Here is an 18,458-nt window from a genome sequence, read left to right as displayed (position 1 = left end):
ATGCGGCGCGGTAGGCGACGACCGTTGGTCGTCGCGGCCACATTGCGCATGGTGGGCTGACCAATGGGGCATAGCTGAGGGGTGTGGCGCCGGTTAGGATCGGGTGGGCGGCGTATCGCCGCCTGCCCCGTTCCGCTGGAAGTTTCCGATGCCGCTTCGTGCCCGTTCTGCCGCCGCCCGCCTGATCCTGGCCGGGCTTGTCCTGGTTCCCCTGCTTGCCGCCGCCCGCGAGGTTCCCGCGCCGGCCGAACATGTGGATGCCGACGGCCCCTACGTGTTCATGACCAGCAAGGGCCACCAGGCGCAGTGGGTGTGCAATGACCACGTGGTCGAGCGTGACCTGCCGGCGCGCGGTGCCGGCACCGTGGTGCTGCCCGAATGCGGCTACCCGCATCCGTTGACGGTGGCTGCGCCTCAGCTGGCCAGCACCGCGCAGTACCCGGCCACGCCGCGCATCGTGGCGGTGTCGGACATCCACGGTCAGTACGGCCTGCTGGTGAAGCTGCTGCGCGCCCATCATGTCATCGACAACGACGACCACTGGTCACTGGGCACAGCCACCCTGGTGGTGGCCGGTGATGTATTCGACCGGGGTCCGCAGGTGACCGAAGCCTTCTGGCTGCTGTACAGCCTGCAGCAGCAGGCCGCTGCGGCCGGTGGCGCGGTGCACTTCGTGCTGGGCAACCATGAAACCATGGTGCTGTACGACGACCTGCGCTACGTGAACCCCAAATACCTCAAGAGCGCCCAGCTGCTGGGCCGCAGCTACCCGGCGCTGTACGGCGCCGACTCGGTGATCGGCCAGTGGCTGCGGACCCGCCCGGTCATGCTGCAGATCGGCGATACGCTGTTCCTGCACGGCGGCATCGCGCCGCAGAACCTGGACCTGGTACGCGGTCTGGACGCCACCAACACCCTGTACCAGGCTTCGGTCGGCCTGCCCAAAGACCAGGTCAAGGCCGCACCGGACACGGCGCGCCTGTTCGACGGAAAGACCAGTCCGATCTGGTTCCGTGGCTACTTTGACGGGCAGATGGCTACCGACCAGGTCGATACCCTGCTCAAGGACCTCGAGCTCAAGCGCATCGTGGTCGGACATACCTCGATGCCGCACGTGAGCAGCTTCCACGGTGGGCGCATCATCGCCATCGACAGCAGCATCAAGAACGGCGAGAACGGCGAACTGCTGTTCATCGAAGACGGTGCAGTCAGCCGTGGCCTGCTGGATGGCTCACGGGTGCCGCTGGCCGAAGGAAAGATCGGCCTGGAGGACTGACCGGCGATTCGTCTTCCAGCACGTGTGCGGTCATGCGCCCTGTTCGGCGGTAACCAGCGGCTTCACCCGCGCCGGGCGGCTGGGGAAGGCGTGGCGCACGATCCGCCACATCACCTGGCCGAACTGCTTCGGCAGCGAACCGGTGTTGTAGTGCTGGCCATAACGCGCGCAGATCTCCTTCACCTCCACCGCGATGGCGGCGTAACGGTTTGCCGGCACATCGGGGAAGAAATGATGCTCGATCTGGTGACTCAGGTTGCCGGTCATTACGTTCATCGCCTTGCCGCCGGCAATGTTGGACGAACCGCGCAGCTGGCGCAGGTACCAGTGGCCACGGCTTTCATCGCGCACGCATTCCTTCGGGAAGGTCTCCGCGTCGGCGGTAAAATGCCCGCAGAAGATCACCACATAGGTCCACACGTTGCGGATCACATTGGCCACCACGTTGCCCAGCAGCACCGGCAGGAAGAACGGGCCGGCCAGCGCCGGGAACAGCAGGTAGTCCTTGAACATCTGCCTGCCCATCTTGCGCCCCACCGGGCGCGCCTGCGCCAGCAGCTGGCGGAAGGTAATCTTGCCGGCGAACCAGCGGCCCAGGCGCAGGTCCTGGATGGCGATGCCCCATTCGAACAGCAGCGCGAACACCACCGCCACCACTGGCTGGGTCAGGTAGAACGGGCGCCAGCGCTGTTCGGGGAAGATCCGCAGCAGGCCGTAGCCGATGTCATCGTCCAACCCGCGTACGTTGGTGTAGGTGTGGTGGCGGAAGTTGTGGGTCTTGCGCCAGTTATCGGCGGTGCCGACGATGTCCCACTCATAGGTGCTGCCCTGCAGCTGCGGGTCGCCCATCCAGTCGTACTGGCCGTGGATGACGTTGTGCGCCAGCTCCATGTTTTCCAGGATCTTGGACAGCGCCAGCAGCGCTACGCCAGCAATCCAGGCCGGAATCAGCACGCTGTGCACGAATGCGCCCAGGAACAGCAGCGCGCGGCCGGCCACGCCGGTCCAGCGCACGCCCGCGACCACGCGGCGGATGTAGCGCGCATCGGCGTCACCCAGCGTCGCCAGGTGGCGGGCACGCAGGGCGTCCAGTTCGTTGCCGAACGCGTCGAGTTCGGCGGCGGACAACACACGGTTATGCACGGCAGGCATGCTCAAAGCTCCAGGATCAGGTCGGTGCTGGCGCTGTTCACGCACAGCTTCACTTGCGTGGCCGGTTCGGCCGCGTACTCGCCGGTCAGGGTATGGCGGGTCACGCCACTGGCCTTGCCGCACACACAGGTATTGCAGATGCCCATGCGGCAGCCACTGGCCGGGCGCAGCCCTTCGGCTTCCAGCGCCTGCAGCAGCGACGTACCGCGCGGCAGTTCCAGGGTGCGGCCACTGCGGCGCAGCTCGACCCGCACCGTGCCGGTTTCTGCATCGGTCAGCACCGGCGGGGTGAAGGCTTCGGACTGAAGCGTGGCCACCCGTCCCTGCAGGCGCGTGTTGGCGGCCTCGACGAAACCGCCCGGTCCACACGCCATCACCTGCGCGCTGGAAAGATCGCCCAGCGAGCTGAAATCGTAGTCGCCCACGCGCGCGGCCGGCGCAGTCGGATCGCGGGTCAGCGCAAGGTGCACGCGGAAACCGGGGTGGCGGGCGGCGATATCGGCCAGCTCGTCGGCAAAGCACACGGCCTCGCGCTGCTGCGCCCAGTACACCAGGTCCACCTGCACCGGCATGCCGGCGGTCTCCATCTGGCGTACCAGCGCGCGCATCGGGGTGATGCCGCTGCCCGCAGCGAGCAGCAGCACCCGCGCCGCAGGCGCCGCCGCCAGGGTCATCTCACCGAAGGCCTGGCCCAGCTCGAACACCTCGCCCACCTGCGCATGCTGCGCCAGGTGCTGGCTGACCTTGCCGCCCGCGACCTTTTTCACGGTGATCGCCAGGCAGCCGTCATCCAGCAGGGTCGGGCTGTAGCTGCGCGACAGCCGGCGGCCGTCAACTTCCACGCCCAGGTTCACGTGCTGGCCCGGGGCCACCCCGCGGAAATGCCGGTTCGGGCGCAGGACCAGAGTGACCGCGTCGGCGCTGGCCGCATTGCGGGACACCAGCCGTGCCCGCGCCCGGCGCAGGGTCCACAGCGGATGCACCCGGCCGGCCCAGAAGTCGAAAAGCTCCTCGGAAACCCAGTGGCGGGGCGAAAGGGACGAACGGCGGGCGGCGGGACGAGGGAGTGCGCTCATGACGCCACTATACGGCCGAGCATACAGGTGTGTATACACTTGTATATTGCCCAGACCGGCTATGATTCAGGGACTTGACCGTCTGGCCCCTGGATGACCCCGCCCGATTCGCACCTGACCGTCCACGACGACGCCCTGCCGGCCCGCAAAGCCTCGATTTCACGCGAGGATCTGCTGGCCGCCGCCCTGACCCTGATCGGCCCGCACCGCAGCGTGTCGACCCTGAGTCTGCGCGAGGTTGCCCGCGAAGCCGGGATCGCCCCGAATTCCTTCTATCGTCAGTTCCGCGACATGGACGAACTGACCGTGGCCCTGATCGACCTGGCCGGCCGTTCGCTGCGCACCATCATTGGTGAGTCGCGGCAGCGCGCGGCATCGTCGGATCGCAGTGTCATTCGCCTGTCGGTGGAAACGTTTTTTGAACAGCTGCGCGCCGACGACCGCCTGCTGCACGTATTGCTGCGCGAAGGCAGCGCCGGTTCGGATGCCTTCAAGCAGGCCGTCGAGCGCGAACTGAACTACTTCGAAGAAGAGCTCTGCGTGGACCTGATCCGGCTGGCGCATGCCGACAACGGCGCGCTGCTGCATGAGCCGCACCTGGTCGCCAAAGCGATCACGCGACTGGTGTTCGCCATGGGCGGCACCGCGCTGGACCAGCCGCCCGAGCGCGACCCGGAGATGATCGAACAGACTGCGCAGATGCTGCGGATGATCATCACCGGGGCGCGAACGATCGCGGGCTACCCGCCAACGCGTTGATCATTCAAGGTTCTTCTCCCGGGTTGCGGGCCGCCGTATCCTCGACCGACATGCTGGATACCAGCCCATCAATCGGCTCGCCGTGGACCTTGATCGTATACGCGCCATCCGGGCCGGTCACCGGCGTATCGAAGCTGTTGATCTTTATGAGGGCGCTGTTGGCCTTGATTGCCCGGATGCACGTATGGCCAAGGCTGACGCCCTGCCCGGTGCCGCCGTAGTAGCACAGCTCCATTCCTGGCAGCGGGAAGTGCCAGATCGCCGACCTTGCGGCATCATCAGGACACTCGCTCCCTTCGCCGGCGCCGAAGTCGAAGGCATGGCCATCGAGCACGCGATGCGTGCAGATCTTTCCGGATTGGTTGTTCCTGGAGAACAGCTCCACGTAGCTGTCGCCGAACATGGCCATGCTTGAGATCTTGCCATCCAGCACATCGCTGCCATGCTTCTCCACCTTCACCGTATCGTTGGCGTAGCTACGGTCGAAGCTTCCAACCAGCACGGGGGCATTGATGTCCTTGAGCACGGTGACGAAGGTGTACCCCTGGTCTTTGCCGTGCCCCCAGTTGCCGAATGCCCGGAACATGGTGCCCTTGACAGCCTTCATGATCCGCATCGACTTGATCTCATCGTTGTCGCAACCGTGCGGTCCGTTGAGGTCGAATGGCTGGAAGGGCAGCAGGATTTCGCAGACGACGTCTTGCGTGCCGTCGTTGCCTTCGTAAAACACCACCCGAGGCTCGGTGAAATCGCCCTCTTCCGTGCCCATAGAGATGCTCGACACCTTGCCATCCAGCACGGTGCTGCCCATCTTCCGGACCGTGTAGCTGGAGGTGGTCAGATTGCGATCGAAACTGCCCACGGTGACGGGAAGCAGGACGTCCTGGGTCAGCGTGATCAACGCATGGCCTTCAGACTGCTGGTGGTCCCACGCCCCATACAGCCGGATCACCGTATCCTTGGGAGCCTTGAGAATGCGCAGTGACCGGATCTCGTCGTTGTCGCAGCCATGCGCGCCCTGCAGATTGAACGGAGAAAATGGAATCGCGACCCGGCACAACTCATCCTGGGTTCCATCGTTCCCTTCGAACGCAACCATCATGCTGTCACTGAAGTCGATCCCGGGCAGCGCTGGCTCGGGCCTAAGCGCGTATTCGCCTACCTTCACGCGGGCCGCGTGCCCCGCGGCAGGTGGAACCTTGTAGACGATGAACTTATTCGTTGCGTATTGCATCTCAACGATCAGGTAGCTTCCATTGGCCAGTGCGCCACTCTTGAATACAGGCACGTTGCCGAAATTGACCAAGCCATGGACCTCGCCCAGCATGGCATGTTCATGCCCCACGAACGCCGCCTGGACGCCGTACTGCTCGATCATCCTCCTGAATCGTGTGTAGTCGCCTTGCCCCCACTCGCCTCGACGATGCAGGTTGATCAGGATGCGCTTGTCGGCGACGCGCGCGGCACGCAGGGCGCCCTCCAACCAGGTCAATGCATTGCGCACCGCGAACTCGGTGCGACCGTTTTCCCTCATGTTCACGATGGTGCGCTCATACAAGGGGGACTCATTGAGCTGGATCATCGCCACGTCGCCGACATACACCATGTACGAGTAGCTGCCGTCGTGGACATTGATACCACCGTTGACGTGTTCGCCGTGGTGATAGTCCTGGGTGACGGGCTTGATCTCGTCCACCCACTGAAGCGTATCGCAGATGCTGTCGCGCACGCAGAAGTTCTTGCCCTCTGACAAGCAGATGTCTACGTTGTCGTTGTAGTCGCGATTGCCCAATCCCGGAAGGAACAACGGCTCGCCGTTGCCGCCGGCCAGCGTCGGGTACAGCGCCTGCATGGTGTAGCGCTCGTATTCGAGGCCGCCATCGGTATTGTCGCCATTGACGATCAGCGGAACCGGCCCATCGCTGGCTTTAGCCTTGCGGAACGCACTGATGTCGGCGAACACGGCCTCCAACGTATCGTAGGCCGGGTCGTCGAATGCGGCACCCGGCTGCCCGCGTTTCGTGGTGTCCACTGCGCGCAGCGCCCCGCTGTATTCCGGATCGCTCGCAACCACCAGCCAGCGCGGCGAACGGCTGTTCCAGCCCGCGGTGATGTGACTTTTGAGCGATCGGGTCAGGGTGGGGGCGCAACCCGGCATCGTATTGGCCGGCGGATAGGGGAACAGGTTCTCCGCCCACATGCTGGAAATTTTTCCGTCGACGTCGCCGTAGCTGCGGATGCTGTAACTGCCATCGGGCGCGGTGTAGTTGTGGTCGAACGAGCCGATGACGATCAGGGGCAGGTCACGGTGCGCATTGATGCACGTGTGCCCCTCGCTGTGACTTTGATTCCATGCGCCGTAATAGCACACCTCCATGCCAGCCTTCGCCTTGAACCATGCACCCGACCGCGCCTCGTCGTTGATGCATCCCGCTCCATCGCCCGATTCCATGTTGAAGCGCACGTCGTGCGCGATGGGCTTGGTGCAGATGGAATGCTGGCTGAGGTTGTTCCCCTCGAAAAGCGTCATTTCGCTCTTCCCGGCATTGAAGTCTTCGAACACGGCCATGCTCGACACCTTTCCATCAAGCGTGTCGCCACCGAACTTGACCAGTCGCCACCCGTCACCGGAGGCAGCGGTATCGAAACTTGCGACGGTCTGCGGCAGGGTGATGTCGCGGGTGATGTAGATGAAAGCATAGCCCTCCCCACGTACGTGGTGGAACCCGCCGAACAGGCGAATCATGGCTCCCTTCTTCGCCTTGAGAATACGCAGCGAGCGTGCCTCGTCATTGATGCAGCCGGAGTTCCCGCCCAGGTTGAATGCGCTGAACGGAAGCGTCCGCCGACAGATCACTTCCTGGGTCGCATTGCTTCCCTCATAGAGCACTACCGCAGCGTCTGAGAAGTCGATCGGCGGCAGAGGGGGCGGCTCTTTCAAAGGGTACTCGCCAACCAGCCGCCGGGCCGCATGCCCCTCGCCGGGGTGAACGCTGTAGACCAGAAACTGCGAGCTCGCGTAGTCCATTTCCACGATCAGATACGTCTCGTTGAAGAGCGCACCGCTTTGGAAAACCGGCACTGTCCCGAAGTTCTCCGCGGTTCCCGACACATGACCGAGATCCGTGTGATAGTGCCCGGCGAACGCCGCCAGCACGCCGTAGGATTGAATGAGGCGTTTGAAGCGCGCGGCATCCCCGGCGGGCCATGCGTTGCGTTTGTGCAGGTTGAGGAAGATGTGCTTGTTGTCCAGCCGGGCCTTTCGCAACGCGCCTTCGAGCCAACGTAACGAGCTGGTGACCTTGAACTTGATCTTGGGGTCCAAGGGAAGACCGGACCCGGATTCGAACTCGCGCTCGTAGAAGGGCGAGTCATTCAACTGGATCAGGGCCACCGCACCCACGTAGACCATGTACGAGTAGCTGCCCTCATGTACGGGCTTGGCATAGTGATAGTCCTCGGTTACCGGCCCGATCTCGTCCACCCAGTGAATGTGGTCGCAGATGGCGTCGCGCGCGCAGCCGTTGTTCACGCAATCATCGACATTGTTGCCGTAGTCATGGTTGCCGAGGCCGGGCAGGATCAACGCCTCTCCCGAGCCGCCGGCGAGCTGCGGAAACAGACCCTGGACGAAGGCGCGCTGATCGCCGTGGGCGTGCTCTGTGATGTCGCCGTTCACCACCAGCGGCACCGGTCCGCTTACGCGTCTCCGGTAGTCGGCGATATCGGCCACCACCCTGCGCAGCGCCTGCGCGGCGCCCGTTGGGTCATGAGGGTTGTCCAGCGTCCGTGGATACTGGCTGTCCGAGGCAAAGATCATCGCCTTGGGCGAACTGGTATTCCATCCGGGCGACATGTACCCGCTGTAATTGGCCGTACTCGTACGATCACAGCCTTCGCGATACCCCTGCGGCGTTGACTCGGCAGAAGCAGGGCATGGTATCGCCACCAAAGCGGCGCAATAGAGCAACCAGGGCAGAACGCGCATAGGAGGAACTCCCCAACGAGCAGGCACCCCCGGCTTCCACAGTATCAGCCTAAGGGACTGCTGCCTCGGATCAAATCCCCCGATTTGCAGTCAAAAAATGCATGCGGTCGTGTTCAGCGCGCGTGAAGACCCCTCCGTACCCGTTCCCCTCGTCCGTCAGCGCTGACACGCGGACATGGAAAAGGGCTGGCACTTGGCCAGCCCTTGGAGTGATGCTGACGCTTTTACTCTCACCGCATCAGCGGCGATAGCACTGCCGCTCCACCACGCGGTCGCCGTTCTTGCTCTGCGAGTTGCCCTGGATCTGGCGACCAGCCGCGCCGCCGGCTACGGCACCCGCCACGGTCGCGATCTTCTTGCCGCTGCCGCCGCCCACCTGATTGCCCAGCAGGCCACCTACCACCGCACCGGTGGCGGTACCAGCAATGCGGTTCGGGTCGCGGCTGTTGCGCTGCACTTCGACGTTCTTGCAGACCACCTTGGTGCCATCGTTGAAGCGGCGTCCTTCATCCTTCGGCCCGTAGGTCTGGGCGCTGGCGCTGAACACCGATGCCATCAGGGCGGCTGCACACAGCACGTTTCGGGTAGAGAGATTCATGGTTGGCTCCTCGCTTCATGACGTAGCGCCAGTGTCTGCGCGGTGCCGGGAACCCCTTGTGAAAAGCCGTGGATGTAGCGTCAATGCCGCACGGGCTGTTCAGCCGGCAGCCATTGCCGCATCGTCGGGGAGGATCAGTGGTTGCCCCCTGCATACTTCTTCTCCCCGGCCAGCACCGCCAGCCGCGTGCGTTCGCCGTTGCCATCCTGCAGCGCCAGGCGGTTTTCCGGCGGGGGCAGCGGGCACGTGGCGAACTCCGTGTACGCGCAGGGCGGGTTGTGCGCGCGGTTGAAGTCCACCACCACCGTGCCGTCCGCGGCAACCGGGTCGGTGCGCAGGTAGCGCCCCACCCCGTAGGTGAGCCTGCCGGTGGTCTGGTCCTGGAACATCAGGTTCAAGCCTTTGGCCGGATCGCCCAACGCTTCCAGCCGCCACTCATGCCCTTCCTTCTCGAACACCACATAGCCCGGGTTGGGATTGTCGGCGACCTCGCCCAGCACGTTGACGATGGGAAGCGTCTTGCCGGCCGGGTGCGGAACGAATCGCGCCTGCACGCGCCAGGCTTCATCGGCGGGGAAGAAATCCAGGCCTGCGAAGTCCCGCCGTGCCGGCGCGTCCGCATGGCGCACCCGCAGGGCAAGGCGCTGACCGCGCTTGATCGCGGTGATCTGGCCCCTGCCTTCGTCATAGGCCAGCTTGGTTCCACCGCCAGTCCCTTCCGGATCCAGGCGGACTTCGCCCTGTACCGGCTTGCCGTCAACCGTAATGGGTACGCCTTCGGCGACCTGGAAGTACAGGCCATCGGCGCGCTGCTCCACCTCGCCCAGTCGATCCGGCGCGATGGACAGGCGGATCGCATTGTCCGCGCCCCCACCCACGCTGCGCTTGCCTGCTTCGATCCAGTGCAGTCCGATCAGGCTGGTCCAGCCATCCGGCTTGCTCAGGTCCGCACTGCGTTCACGGACCCACTGCGTGTGCTGGTCCTGGAAATCCAGCGCCGCGGCTGCGGCCGCGGATGCGGATGGCACCCCTGTGGCCCGGTCCTGCGGACTGCACGCGGTTGCGAGCAGGGTGACCACGAACAGCGAAACGACTGCATGCGTCTTCATGATGTTCACCAGTTCTTCGAAATACCGAGGTGGAGGTAGCGTCCGTAGGATTCGTGCAGCGCGCTCAGGTAGTTGCCGGTGGCGCTCAGCGGCGGCTCTTTGTCGAACAGGTTTCGCGCCCCCACTTCCACTGCGGTGCCACTCAACCGCCCTCGGGTGAACTCCTTCTTTACCGACAGCGCCCAGCGTTGCGTGGAGCCGACCACGAACGGCGTGCGGTCGGCGTAAGCCCCGGCGGTCACGCTGTCGATGTAGTCATCGCGCAGCCGTACCGTCCAGTCCTGCAGGTTCCAGATCAAGGTGGCACTGGCCCGCCATTCCGGCTTCGCGCCGTTGATGCCCACTTCGTTGGCCGCCCCCAGGTCGGGCACCAGGATGTTCAGCTGCCCGCTGGCGATGGCCGCTGCCACCTGCTGTATTTCGGCAGGTTTCTGCTGGGTGTACTCCTTGAGCTGGCTGGCACTGATCAGCAGCGAGAAGTTGCCCCACGACGTTTCCGGCAGGCGCCAGCCGACGTTGTAGTCCACGCCCGACGCGGTGAGTGGCCGACGATTCTGGTAGCGGTTGTAGATGTGCGTCACCACGCCAGCCGGCGCCAGGCCGGAACCTTCGAACTGCGCGATATCCTCTGCCGTCACCGCCGCCCGCACCACGTTCGGGTTGCTGCTGCCTTCCACCACGCGCAGGTACGCGTCGTACAGCAGTTCCTCACCCATGGTGCTGATGGGGTTCTCCACCTTCACCCGCCAGGCATCCACGCTCAGGCTGACAGCGCCCAGTCGTTCGGGCAGGAACTGCGGCTCGAACACCACGCCCCACGAGGATTGGCGTGTGGTTTCCGGTTCGACGTCGTCGCCGTACGAAGTCACGGAACTTACCGACGGCTTCACCGACGAACCGCTGCTGAAGGCATTCAAGCAGGCGGTGTAATCGGGCTGCGCGCCCTTGGTGACCAGCGCATGGCAGCGCACCGCGTCGTTGTTGAAGCCAAAGCCATAGGTCGGCGGCGAGTTCACCAGCTCCAGTCCCGGTGCACGGAAGCCGCCGCTTACCGAGCCACGCAGCAGCAGGCTGTCCACCACCTTCCAGGCCGCTGCCAGTTTCGGCTTGCCGACCTTGCCGGCGTCGCTGTAATCCTCCCAACGGCCGGCAAGCTGCAGGTCGAGCGACTGCACCAGCGGGATGCCCTGTGCCGGCGACACCAGCGGCACCGCAAATTCGATCAGCGCCGATTTGACGTTGCGGCTGCCGCGCACATCCGGCCGCGGGCTGTGGGTGAAGAAATTGCTGGCCGCGACCGTACCGGTGTACCAGTCGGTATAGGGGTTGCTGCCATCGATGTTCTCGTCGCGGTCATCCCGGCGGCTTTCATACCGGTACTCCACCCCCGCTGCCATGCCGATGTCGCCCGCATACCAGGTCAGCAGGTCGGAGCGGTTCACCTTGAAGTCCCACAGCGCCAGTTCCGTGGTGCCTTCGCGAGTCGCCTCGCCGATGAATGACGAGGTGTCGTACGACGTGGCATCGCCCACCCGGATGCTGGCGGGGTCGCCGCCGCTGAACGGGTTGTAGGCACTGGCGTCGGTGCGGTTCACCGCTTCGATGAAGGCATCGGTCAGCCCGCCCTGCTGCGTATCGGTACTGCGCGCGCGTGAGTACAGCAACGCGGTTTCCCAGTTCCAGCCGCCCTCGGTCCAGCCACGCACGCCCAGCAGTACCCGCGACTGGTCGTTGTCCACCTTTACCCGGCGGATGCCCGAATCGGCGAACTGGTAGTTGAGCAGGCGGATCGCATCGGCACCGCGCAGCGCTTGCGGAACCCAGTACGCATCCGGGCGGATATGCAGCAGGAAGCCATCACCGCCAAAGCCCGACTCGCTGCTCACCCAGGATTCGGAAGTGGCACGGTAATAGCCCAGCTCACCGAACAGCTGCACGCTGTCATTGACGTCGAAGCGTCCCGTGGCAAACACATTGCCCTTGCGGATGGCCGGTGACGTGGTGATGCCCGGCTCGGCCGCCGAATCGTAGTGATAGCGCGTGGGCACCGTGCCGGAGGTCAACGCACCGGTGGTGGGATTGACGTACCAGCTGCCGGTGCGCCGGCTGCCGGTATAGGTATCGAAATGCCCCCACGGCGTTCGGGTGCTGAACCCGGTGGTCCCGTTCGGGTCGGGCACGCTGGTGCCGTCGCCCAGCGGGCGGCGGCCGTCGGTGGCGGTGAACCAGGCATCGGAATTGAGCTGCGAGGTCCGGCTGGAGAAGCCATAGAGCACCGAAAGGTTGCCGCGCCCTTCGCTGAAATCGCTGCCGAAGTACCCGTCCAGCGATACCTCCTCGCGGTGCCCATCGGCCACCTTGCCGTAGTTCAGGCGAACGCCGCCGCCATCTGCCAGGTTGCTCGGCATCACCAGATCGACCACGCCGGCCACCGCATCGGAACCGTAGATGGAGGCCGCGCCGTCCAGCAGCAGGTTGACCCGTTCCAGCCCGAAGACCGGAATGGCGTTGGCGTTGTAGGTGGTGTCATCGCCGCTGTTGCTGATCGGGTGCTGCACGGTGCGGCGGCCATTGACCAGCAGCAGCGTGTACTTCGAGCCCAGGTTGCGCAGGTTGATGGAGCCCACGTCACCGCGTGCGACGTTGGAGTTCCGGCCTGCGTTGGTGGTGCCTTTCTCCGTAATGGCCACGTCGCCAAACTGCGGCAGGCTGCGGAACAGCTCGTTGCCGTTGGTGGCAAGGGTGGCGTCGATCTGCTCGCGATCCACCGCGAGCACCGGCAATGCCGCCTGCGCACCGCCGCCGGCAATCTGCGAACCGAGCACGGAGACCTTGTCCAGCGTGCGCGCATTGGAACCCTGTGACGGCGCCCCCGTCGCAGCTGCTTCTTCAGCCGCCTCTGCGGGCTCGGCGGCCTCCGCTGCCCCGGTCGGTGCAAGCAGCGTGCACAGGGCAAGCGCCAGATGACTGCGCTTAGCGCGTAGCGTCCGCATATGCGCCTCGCACGATGCTGCCTTCCAGCTTCTGCTCGTCCTTCACCAGGTTGTACAGCGGGCACGTTGCCTCGACCGACTGGCGCAGCGCATCGATCTCCTGTTCCGACGCCGGCGATTCAATCCGCACCTTGTAACGGATGTCGCTGTACCGCGCCGGCGAACGCACGTTGCTGCCGAAGCGCGGGCTCACCTGGCCATCCACGGTCAGCTCCAGCGAATCCAGCAGCACGTTGCGCGAGGCCGCCTGCACTTCGAAGATGTGGGTCAGGCAGGTACCGGTCACGCCGAGCAGGTGTTCCTCCACCGTCGGGGCCAGGCCATAACCGAGCAGTCCCGGCGCGCTGTCATGCAGCTGCTGGTGGTAGCCATCCTTGCCCAGGAAGACGCGGCGCAGGCCGGTACGCGGTTCGACGTGGGCGCGGGCGACCAGGGTTTCCGGCTCGGCCGGCCTGGCCTTGCCGGCGCCAGGTTTCACCTGTCGGGCCAGCACCGCCGGGCGCTTCTCCTCGGTGATGAAGTCGCGCAGGCCCGGCGGCAGCTTGGGATCGCGCTCGGCCGCACTGTGGATGTATTCCACGTCAGCATGGCTGACCTGTTGCGGACGGGTAACCAGGTCGATGGCCGAGGAGTTCTCATGCACCGCGCGCTTGAGCGCCTGCAACTGGGCGTCGGTGGCCGGTGAATCGATGTAGGCCACATAGGACAGGTTGTTGGGGTAGGCCAGCGTCTCGCTCTTGCGCTCTGGAATGCTGGTGAACACCACGTCCAGGCCATCCAGCGGCACGCCCTGCACGGCCGCCTGCACGATGTACTCGTCGGCCACCGAGCTGGCCAGCGTGCCGACCAGCGAATCCCATGAGCCGGCGCCAAGGTTGTAGCCCGCGTAGTTGCGGCCGCTGTCACTGATGTACTGGAATTCGCCGGTCGGCCCGATGCGCAGGCGGCGTACACCGGAGCGGCTTTCGGCGGTGACTTTGGCGTGGATCGCCGTGGGCGTACCGGGTTTGGCCGACTGGGCCTGGATGGCCTCGCGCTTGGCCGCCAGGTAAGTGCGCAGCGGCGAGGACTGGTCCTCGGCCGAGGAAACCAGCGGGGCCAGCAGCAGCATGGCGGACAATGCGGTGGTGCCGATTACCTTGAACGGCGTCGTGCAGCGTGCGATGGACATGGGAGAACGGCCTCCGGAGTGGTTCGTGAATAGAAGCCCACTCTTTCATGTCGCATCGCCGCATTTAAATAACCGTTGGCAATTCCCATATACATGCCCGACGCCGCCGCGATTCGACGGATGGGATGCCACTGCTAGAGTCGGGTTGACCAGATACAGAGGGACAGGACTGAATGACCACCACCGATCCACTGGTACTGGTGCTGCAAGGCAGCGCGGTAAATGACATCCCAAGCTTCTATGCCGAGATCAACCGGGTCTTCATGGCCGGCGAAGATTGGCAGCTCGGGCACAGCCTGGATGCACTGGATGACATGTTGTACGGCGGCTATGGGGTGCTGGCCGGGCACGAAGGCGCGACATTGATCTGGCGGGACATCGAACATTCCTGCAACGCGCTCGGCGTAGATGCGACCCGCTCATGGCTCCACGGCAAGCTTGCAGGAAGTAGCGTGTTCAACGAGGCCACCATCGCAGCTCAGCTGAAGGCGCTGGACGCTGGCGAAGGCCAGACTTACTTCCAGATCGTCATGGAGATCTTCGCCGCCCATCCTCGGATCTACCTGGCGGGTCGCTGAGCCGCATGACCACGGTTTCCCGTTGGTAGGGTCGATTTCCAAACGACTGCACGTAGACGAGCAACGCCCGGTGGCGCATGGGGCGCAAACGGAAGCGTCTCTCGGTTCGAAGGTCATGCGTTACCGGCCGTGGTCACACTATCGGCAGTCGTCTTGCGACCGACCCTACCGTCCAGTCGGCTAACCGTTTAAGTCGGCGCAACCTCCAATTCGGCACAGGCGGCAGCCGCAGGTGCGACCCTCCCCTACAATGTGGAGTCCGGCCTGCCCAAGGCCCCGCCACCGATGGACCCCGCGTGACCCAGAAGCCCGCTGAACATACCCCGCTGATGAAGCAGTTCTTTGCCGCCAAGTCCGATTACCCGGACCTGCTGCTGTTCTTCCGCATGGGCGACTTCTACGAGCTGTTCTACGACGACGCCCGCAAGGCGGCGCGGCTGCTGGACATCACCCTGACCCAGCGCGGCAGCTCCGGCGGCGCGCCGATCCCGATGGCCGGGGTGCCCGTGCATGCCTACGAGGGCTACCTGGCGCGGCTGGTGGCACTGGGCGAATCGGTGGCCATCTGCGAGCAGATCGGCGACCCGGCGCTGGCCAAGGGCCTGGTCGAGCGCAAGGTGGTGCGGATCGTCACCCCGGGTACCGTCACCGACGAGGCGCTGCTGGATGAGCGCCGCGATACCCTGCTGATGGCGCTCTCGCGTGGCAAGAACGGCTACGGTCTGGCCTGGGCCGACCTGGCCGGTGGCCGCTTCCTGGTCAACGAGGTCGATTCCGACGACGCGCTGGAGGCCGAACTGGCCCGCCTGGAGCCCGCCGAACTGCTGGTGCCCGATGAAGAGAACTGGCCGGAATTCCTCAAGCATCGCAGTGGCATCCGCCGCCGCGCGCCGTGGCTGTTCGATGCCGACAGCGGCCGCCGCCAGCTGCTCGCCTTCTTCAAGCTGCACGACCTGACCGGCTTCGGCATCGACGACAAGCCGCGCGCCACCGCCGCTGCCGGCGCCCTGCTCGGCTATGTCGAAGAAACCCAGAAGCAGCGCCTGCCGCACCTGACCTCCATTTCCACCGAAACGGCCAGCGAGGCGATTGCGATGAACGCGGCCACCCGCCGCCATCTCGAGCTGGATACGCGCGTGGACGGCGATACCCGCAACACCCTGCTGGGTGTGCTCGACACCACGGTCACTCCCATGGGTGGGCGCCTGCTGCGCCGCTGGCTGCACCGCCCGCTGCGCCTGCGCGAGGTGCTGGTGCAGCGCCACGATGCGGTGGCCACGCTGATCGACCGCGGTGCCGACAGTGACGTGCGCGAGGCGTTCCGTGCGCTGGGTGACCTCGAACGCATCCTTACCCGCGTGGCGCTGCGTTCGGCGCGCCCGCGCGATTTCTCCACGCTGCGCGATGGCCTGGGCCTGCTGCCGGAGGTGCGCGCGGTGCTGGCACCGCTGGATTCGCCGCGCCTGGTGGCCCTGCGCGAAGCGTTGGGCTCGCATGACGAGTGCGCGCACCTGCTGGCCTCGGCCATCGCCACTGCCCCGCCGATGAAGCTCAGCGACGGTGGGGTAATCGCGGAAGGCTATGACGCCGAACTCGACGAACTGCGCCGCCTCTCCACCCATGCCGACCAGTTCCTGATCGACCTGGAACAGCGCGAGCGCGCCAGCAGCGGCATCGCCACGCTGAAGGTCGGCTACAACCGCGTGCACGGCTACTACATCGAAATCAGCAAGGGCCAGAGCGAAAAGGCGCCGGTGCATTACACCCGCCGCCAGACCCTGACCAATGCCGAGCGTTACATCACCGAAGAGCTGAAGTCGTTCGAAGACAAGGTGCTGTCGGCGCGCGAACGTTCGCTGACGCGCGAAAAGCTGCTGTACGAACAGCTGCTCGATACGCTGGCGGGCGAACTGGAACCGCTCAAGCAGTGCGCCGCCGCACTCAGCGAACTGGACGTGCTGGCCGGCTTCGCCGAACGCGCGCAGGCGCTGGACTGGGCGCGCCCGGAGCTGGAAACCGCCCCGTGCCTGCGCATCGAGCGTGGCCGCCACCCGGTGGTGGAAGCGGTGCGCGAGCAGCCGTTCGAACCCAACGACCTCGACCTGCACGCCGACCGCCGCATGCTGGTCATCACCGGCCCGAACATGGGCGGTAAATCCACCTACATGCGGCAGAACGCGCTGATCGTGCTGCTGGCGCACATCGGCAGCTTCGTGCCGGCCAGCCGCGCGGTGATCGGCCCGATCGACCGCATCCTGACCCGCATCGGCGCCGGCGATGACCTGGCACGTGGCCAATCGACCTTCATGGTCGAGATGAGCGAAACCAGCTACATCCTGCACCACGCTACCGCGCAGTCGCTGGTGTTGATGGATGAGATCGGGCGCGGTACCTCCACGTATGACGGCCTGGCGCTGGCCGACGCGGTGGCCCGCCACCTCGCGTACGAGAACCGCTGCTACACGCTGTTTGCCACCCACTACTTCGAGCTCACCGCACTCGCCGACGAGCAGCACCAAGGCGGCATCAGTGGCATTGCCAACGTGCACCTGGACGCGGTGGAGCACGGCGAGGCGCTGGTGTTCATGCACGCGGTGAAGGACGGCCCGGCCAACCGCAGCTTCGGCCTGCAGGTGGCCGCACTGGCCGGCCTGCCCCGCGCCACCGTGGCCCAGGCCCGGCGCCGGCTGGCCGAGCTGGAGCAGCGTGGCGGCGAAACCGTGGCCGCCACCATGGCCCCGCAGGCGCTGGACGCGCCGCAGCAGTTCGGGCTGTTCACCGCGCCGTCCAGCAAGGCGCAGGAGGCGTTGGCCGCGATTGATCCTGATGAGCTGACACCGAAGCAGGCGCTGGAAGCGCTGTACCGGTTGAAGGCGCTGGTGTGAAGCGTCACGACCAACGGTCGTGACCTACCGGGGATCGTGGTACCGCCCCGGCGCGCGGAATGTGCGGTAGCGCCCGACCGTTGGTCGGGCGGCCGGCCGCGTGAAGCCTTCGCATTCTCTTCGTGCAGGCGGCGTTATGCTCCGCCGGTCCCATCCCGGGTCGAAGGAGTCGATCGTGAACACGAACTCGCTCACCGCATCCCTCTTGGAGCAGCTTCAGCAAGGCCAGGGCCTGCAGCAGGTCTCGCAGCAGCTTGGCCTGGACCAGAGCCAGACATCGCAGGCCATCAGCGCTGCGCTTCCGCTGTTCATGGGGGCCCTGGGTAACAATGCCAGCGAACCGCAGGGCGCACAGTCCCTGCTCAATGCCCTTCAGAAAGACCACCTGAGCGGTGGCGGCGGTGGCGGGTTCGACCTCGGCGGCATCCTCGGTGCCGTCCTCGGCGGCGGCGCCGGTGGCCCGGCCACCAATGGCCAGGGCATCCTCGGCCACGTCTTCGGCGGTCAGACCCCGCAGGCCGCCCAGGCCCTGGGCAACAAAACCGGCTTGGACAGCGGCCGCGCCGGCCAGCTGCTGGCGATCCTGGCGCCCATCGTGATGTCGTTCCTTGCCCAGCGGTTTGCCCAGCAGGGCAACGCCAGCAATCTCAGCCAGGCGCTCGGGCAGGAAGCCCCACAGGCCGCCAGTGCGGGCGGGATCAGCGGCGTGCTGAACATGTTCGACCAGGATGGCGACGGCCAGTTCGGCCTCAGCGATGTCATGGGCATTCTCAGCAAACGTTGACCAGCCTGTCGGTCGCCGGCTTGCATGGCCGGCGACCTTTCAATAGTCCGTACCTATCACTTCGGTTAGATCAATTGAATTTACCAACC

12 protein-coding genes are annotated in these 18,458 nt (G+C 65.3%); 5 read left to right on the top strand and 7 right to left on the bottom strand.

What is annotated here, in order from left to right; all coding sequences use genetic code 11:
- The first annotated feature begins 148 nt into the window (after positions 1-148).
- Positions 149-1,276 carry a metallophosphoesterase gene (locus tag AC06E7_RS10585; RefSeq protein ID WP_478064550.1) on the top strand — a complete coding sequence of 376 codons (1,128 nt, stop codon included), beginning with the start codon at positions 149-151 and terminating at the stop codon, positions 1,274-1,276.
- 30 nt (positions 1,277-1,306) lie between these two features.
- On the opposite strand, the gene AC06E7_RS10580 is transcribed toward AC06E7_RS10585, so the two are convergent.
- On the bottom strand, positions 1,307-2,428 hold the full coding sequence (locus tag AC06E7_RS10580; RefSeq protein WP_184125363.1) for a fatty acid desaturase family protein: 1,122 nt from the start codon (positions 2,426-2,428) through the stop codon (positions 1,307-1,309).
- 2 nt (positions 2,429-2,430) lie between these two features.
- A complete protein-coding gene (locus tag AC06E7_RS10575) occupies positions 2,431-3,504 on the bottom strand; it encodes a ferredoxin reductase (protein WP_478064548.1) in 1,074 nt (357 codons plus the stop codon).
- A 93-nt stretch (positions 3,505-3,597) separates the two neighbouring features.
- Here AC06E7_RS10575 and fabR point away from each other — a divergent pair, with 93 nt between their 5' ends.
- Entirely contained in the window at positions 3,598-4,263 is a 666-nt protein-coding gene (gene fabR / locus AC06E7_RS10570; RefSeq protein ID WP_068850302.1) for an HTH-type transcriptional repressor FabR, read from the top strand.
- A gap of 4 nt (positions 4,264-4,267) precedes the next feature.
- Here the strand turns inward: fabR and AC06E7_RS10565 are convergent, their stop codons facing one another.
- The 5 genes from AC06E7_RS10565 to AC06E7_RS10545 all read right to left on the bottom strand — a co-directional run bounded on the left by AC06E7_RS10565 (position 4,268) and on the right by AC06E7_RS10545 (position 14,122).
- A complete protein-coding gene (locus AC06E7_RS10565; RefSeq protein WP_478064547.1) occupies positions 4,268-8,251 on the bottom strand; it encodes a hypothetical protein in 3,984 nt (1,327 codons plus the stop codon).
- Positions 8,252-8,489: 238 nt separating this feature from the next.
- Positions 8,490-8,849: a glycine zipper 2TM domain-containing protein gene (locus AC06E7_RS10560; RefSeq protein ID WP_068850298.1), complete on the bottom strand. Its 360-nt coding sequence runs from the start codon at positions 8,847-8,849 to the stop codon at positions 8,490-8,492.
- A gap of 134 nt (positions 8,850-8,983) precedes the next feature.
- Entirely contained in the window at positions 8,984-9,958 is a 975-nt protein-coding gene (locus AC06E7_RS10555) for a DUF1684 domain-containing protein (RefSeq protein WP_478064544.1), read from the bottom strand.
- A gap of 5 nt (positions 9,959-9,963) precedes the next feature.
- The gene (locus AC06E7_RS10550; protein ID WP_478064542.1) at positions 9,964-12,951 is read right to left on the bottom strand and encodes a TonB-dependent receptor domain-containing protein; all 2,988 of its coding nucleotides are present in this window, start codon (positions 12,949-12,951) and stop codon (positions 9,964-9,966) included.
- On the bottom strand, positions 12,932-14,122 hold the full coding sequence (locus AC06E7_RS10545; RefSeq protein WP_478064540.1) for an OsmC family protein: 1,191 nt from the start codon (positions 14,120-14,122) through the stop codon (positions 12,932-12,934). Before AC06E7_RS10545 ends, AC06E7_RS10550 begins: the two co-directional genes overlap by 20 nt.
- Positions 14,123-14,295: 173 nt before the next feature.
- On the opposite strand from AC06E7_RS10545, the gene AC06E7_RS10540 reads away from it, so the two are divergent.
- From AC06E7_RS10540 to AC06E7_RS10530, 3 genes are all read left to right on the top strand, one after another.
- On the top strand, positions 14,296-14,700 hold the full coding sequence (locus tag AC06E7_RS10540) for a barstar family protein (protein WP_478064538.1): 405 nt from the start codon (positions 14,296-14,298) through the stop codon (positions 14,698-14,700).
- Positions 14,701-15,029: 329 nt separating this feature from the next.
- Positions 15,030-17,585 carry a DNA mismatch repair protein MutS gene (gene mutS, locus AC06E7_RS10535; protein ID WP_478064623.1) on the top strand — a complete coding sequence of 852 codons (2,556 nt, stop codon included), beginning with the start codon at positions 15,030-15,032 and terminating at the stop codon, positions 17,583-17,585.
- 175 nt (positions 17,586-17,760) lie between these two features.
- Positions 17,761-18,369 carry a DUF937 domain-containing protein gene (locus AC06E7_RS10530; protein WP_428999283.1) on the top strand — a complete coding sequence of 203 codons (609 nt, stop codon included), beginning with the start codon at positions 17,761-17,763 and terminating at the stop codon, positions 18,367-18,369.
- The last annotated feature ends 89 nt before the right edge of the window (positions 18,370-18,458 follow it).

It is taken from the genome of Stenotrophomonas sp. Steno-Z4 (assembly GCF_056393145.1).
The sequence above is the reverse complement of the archived record's forward strand: the minus strand, read 5'-3'. Positions and strand labels throughout refer to the sequence as shown.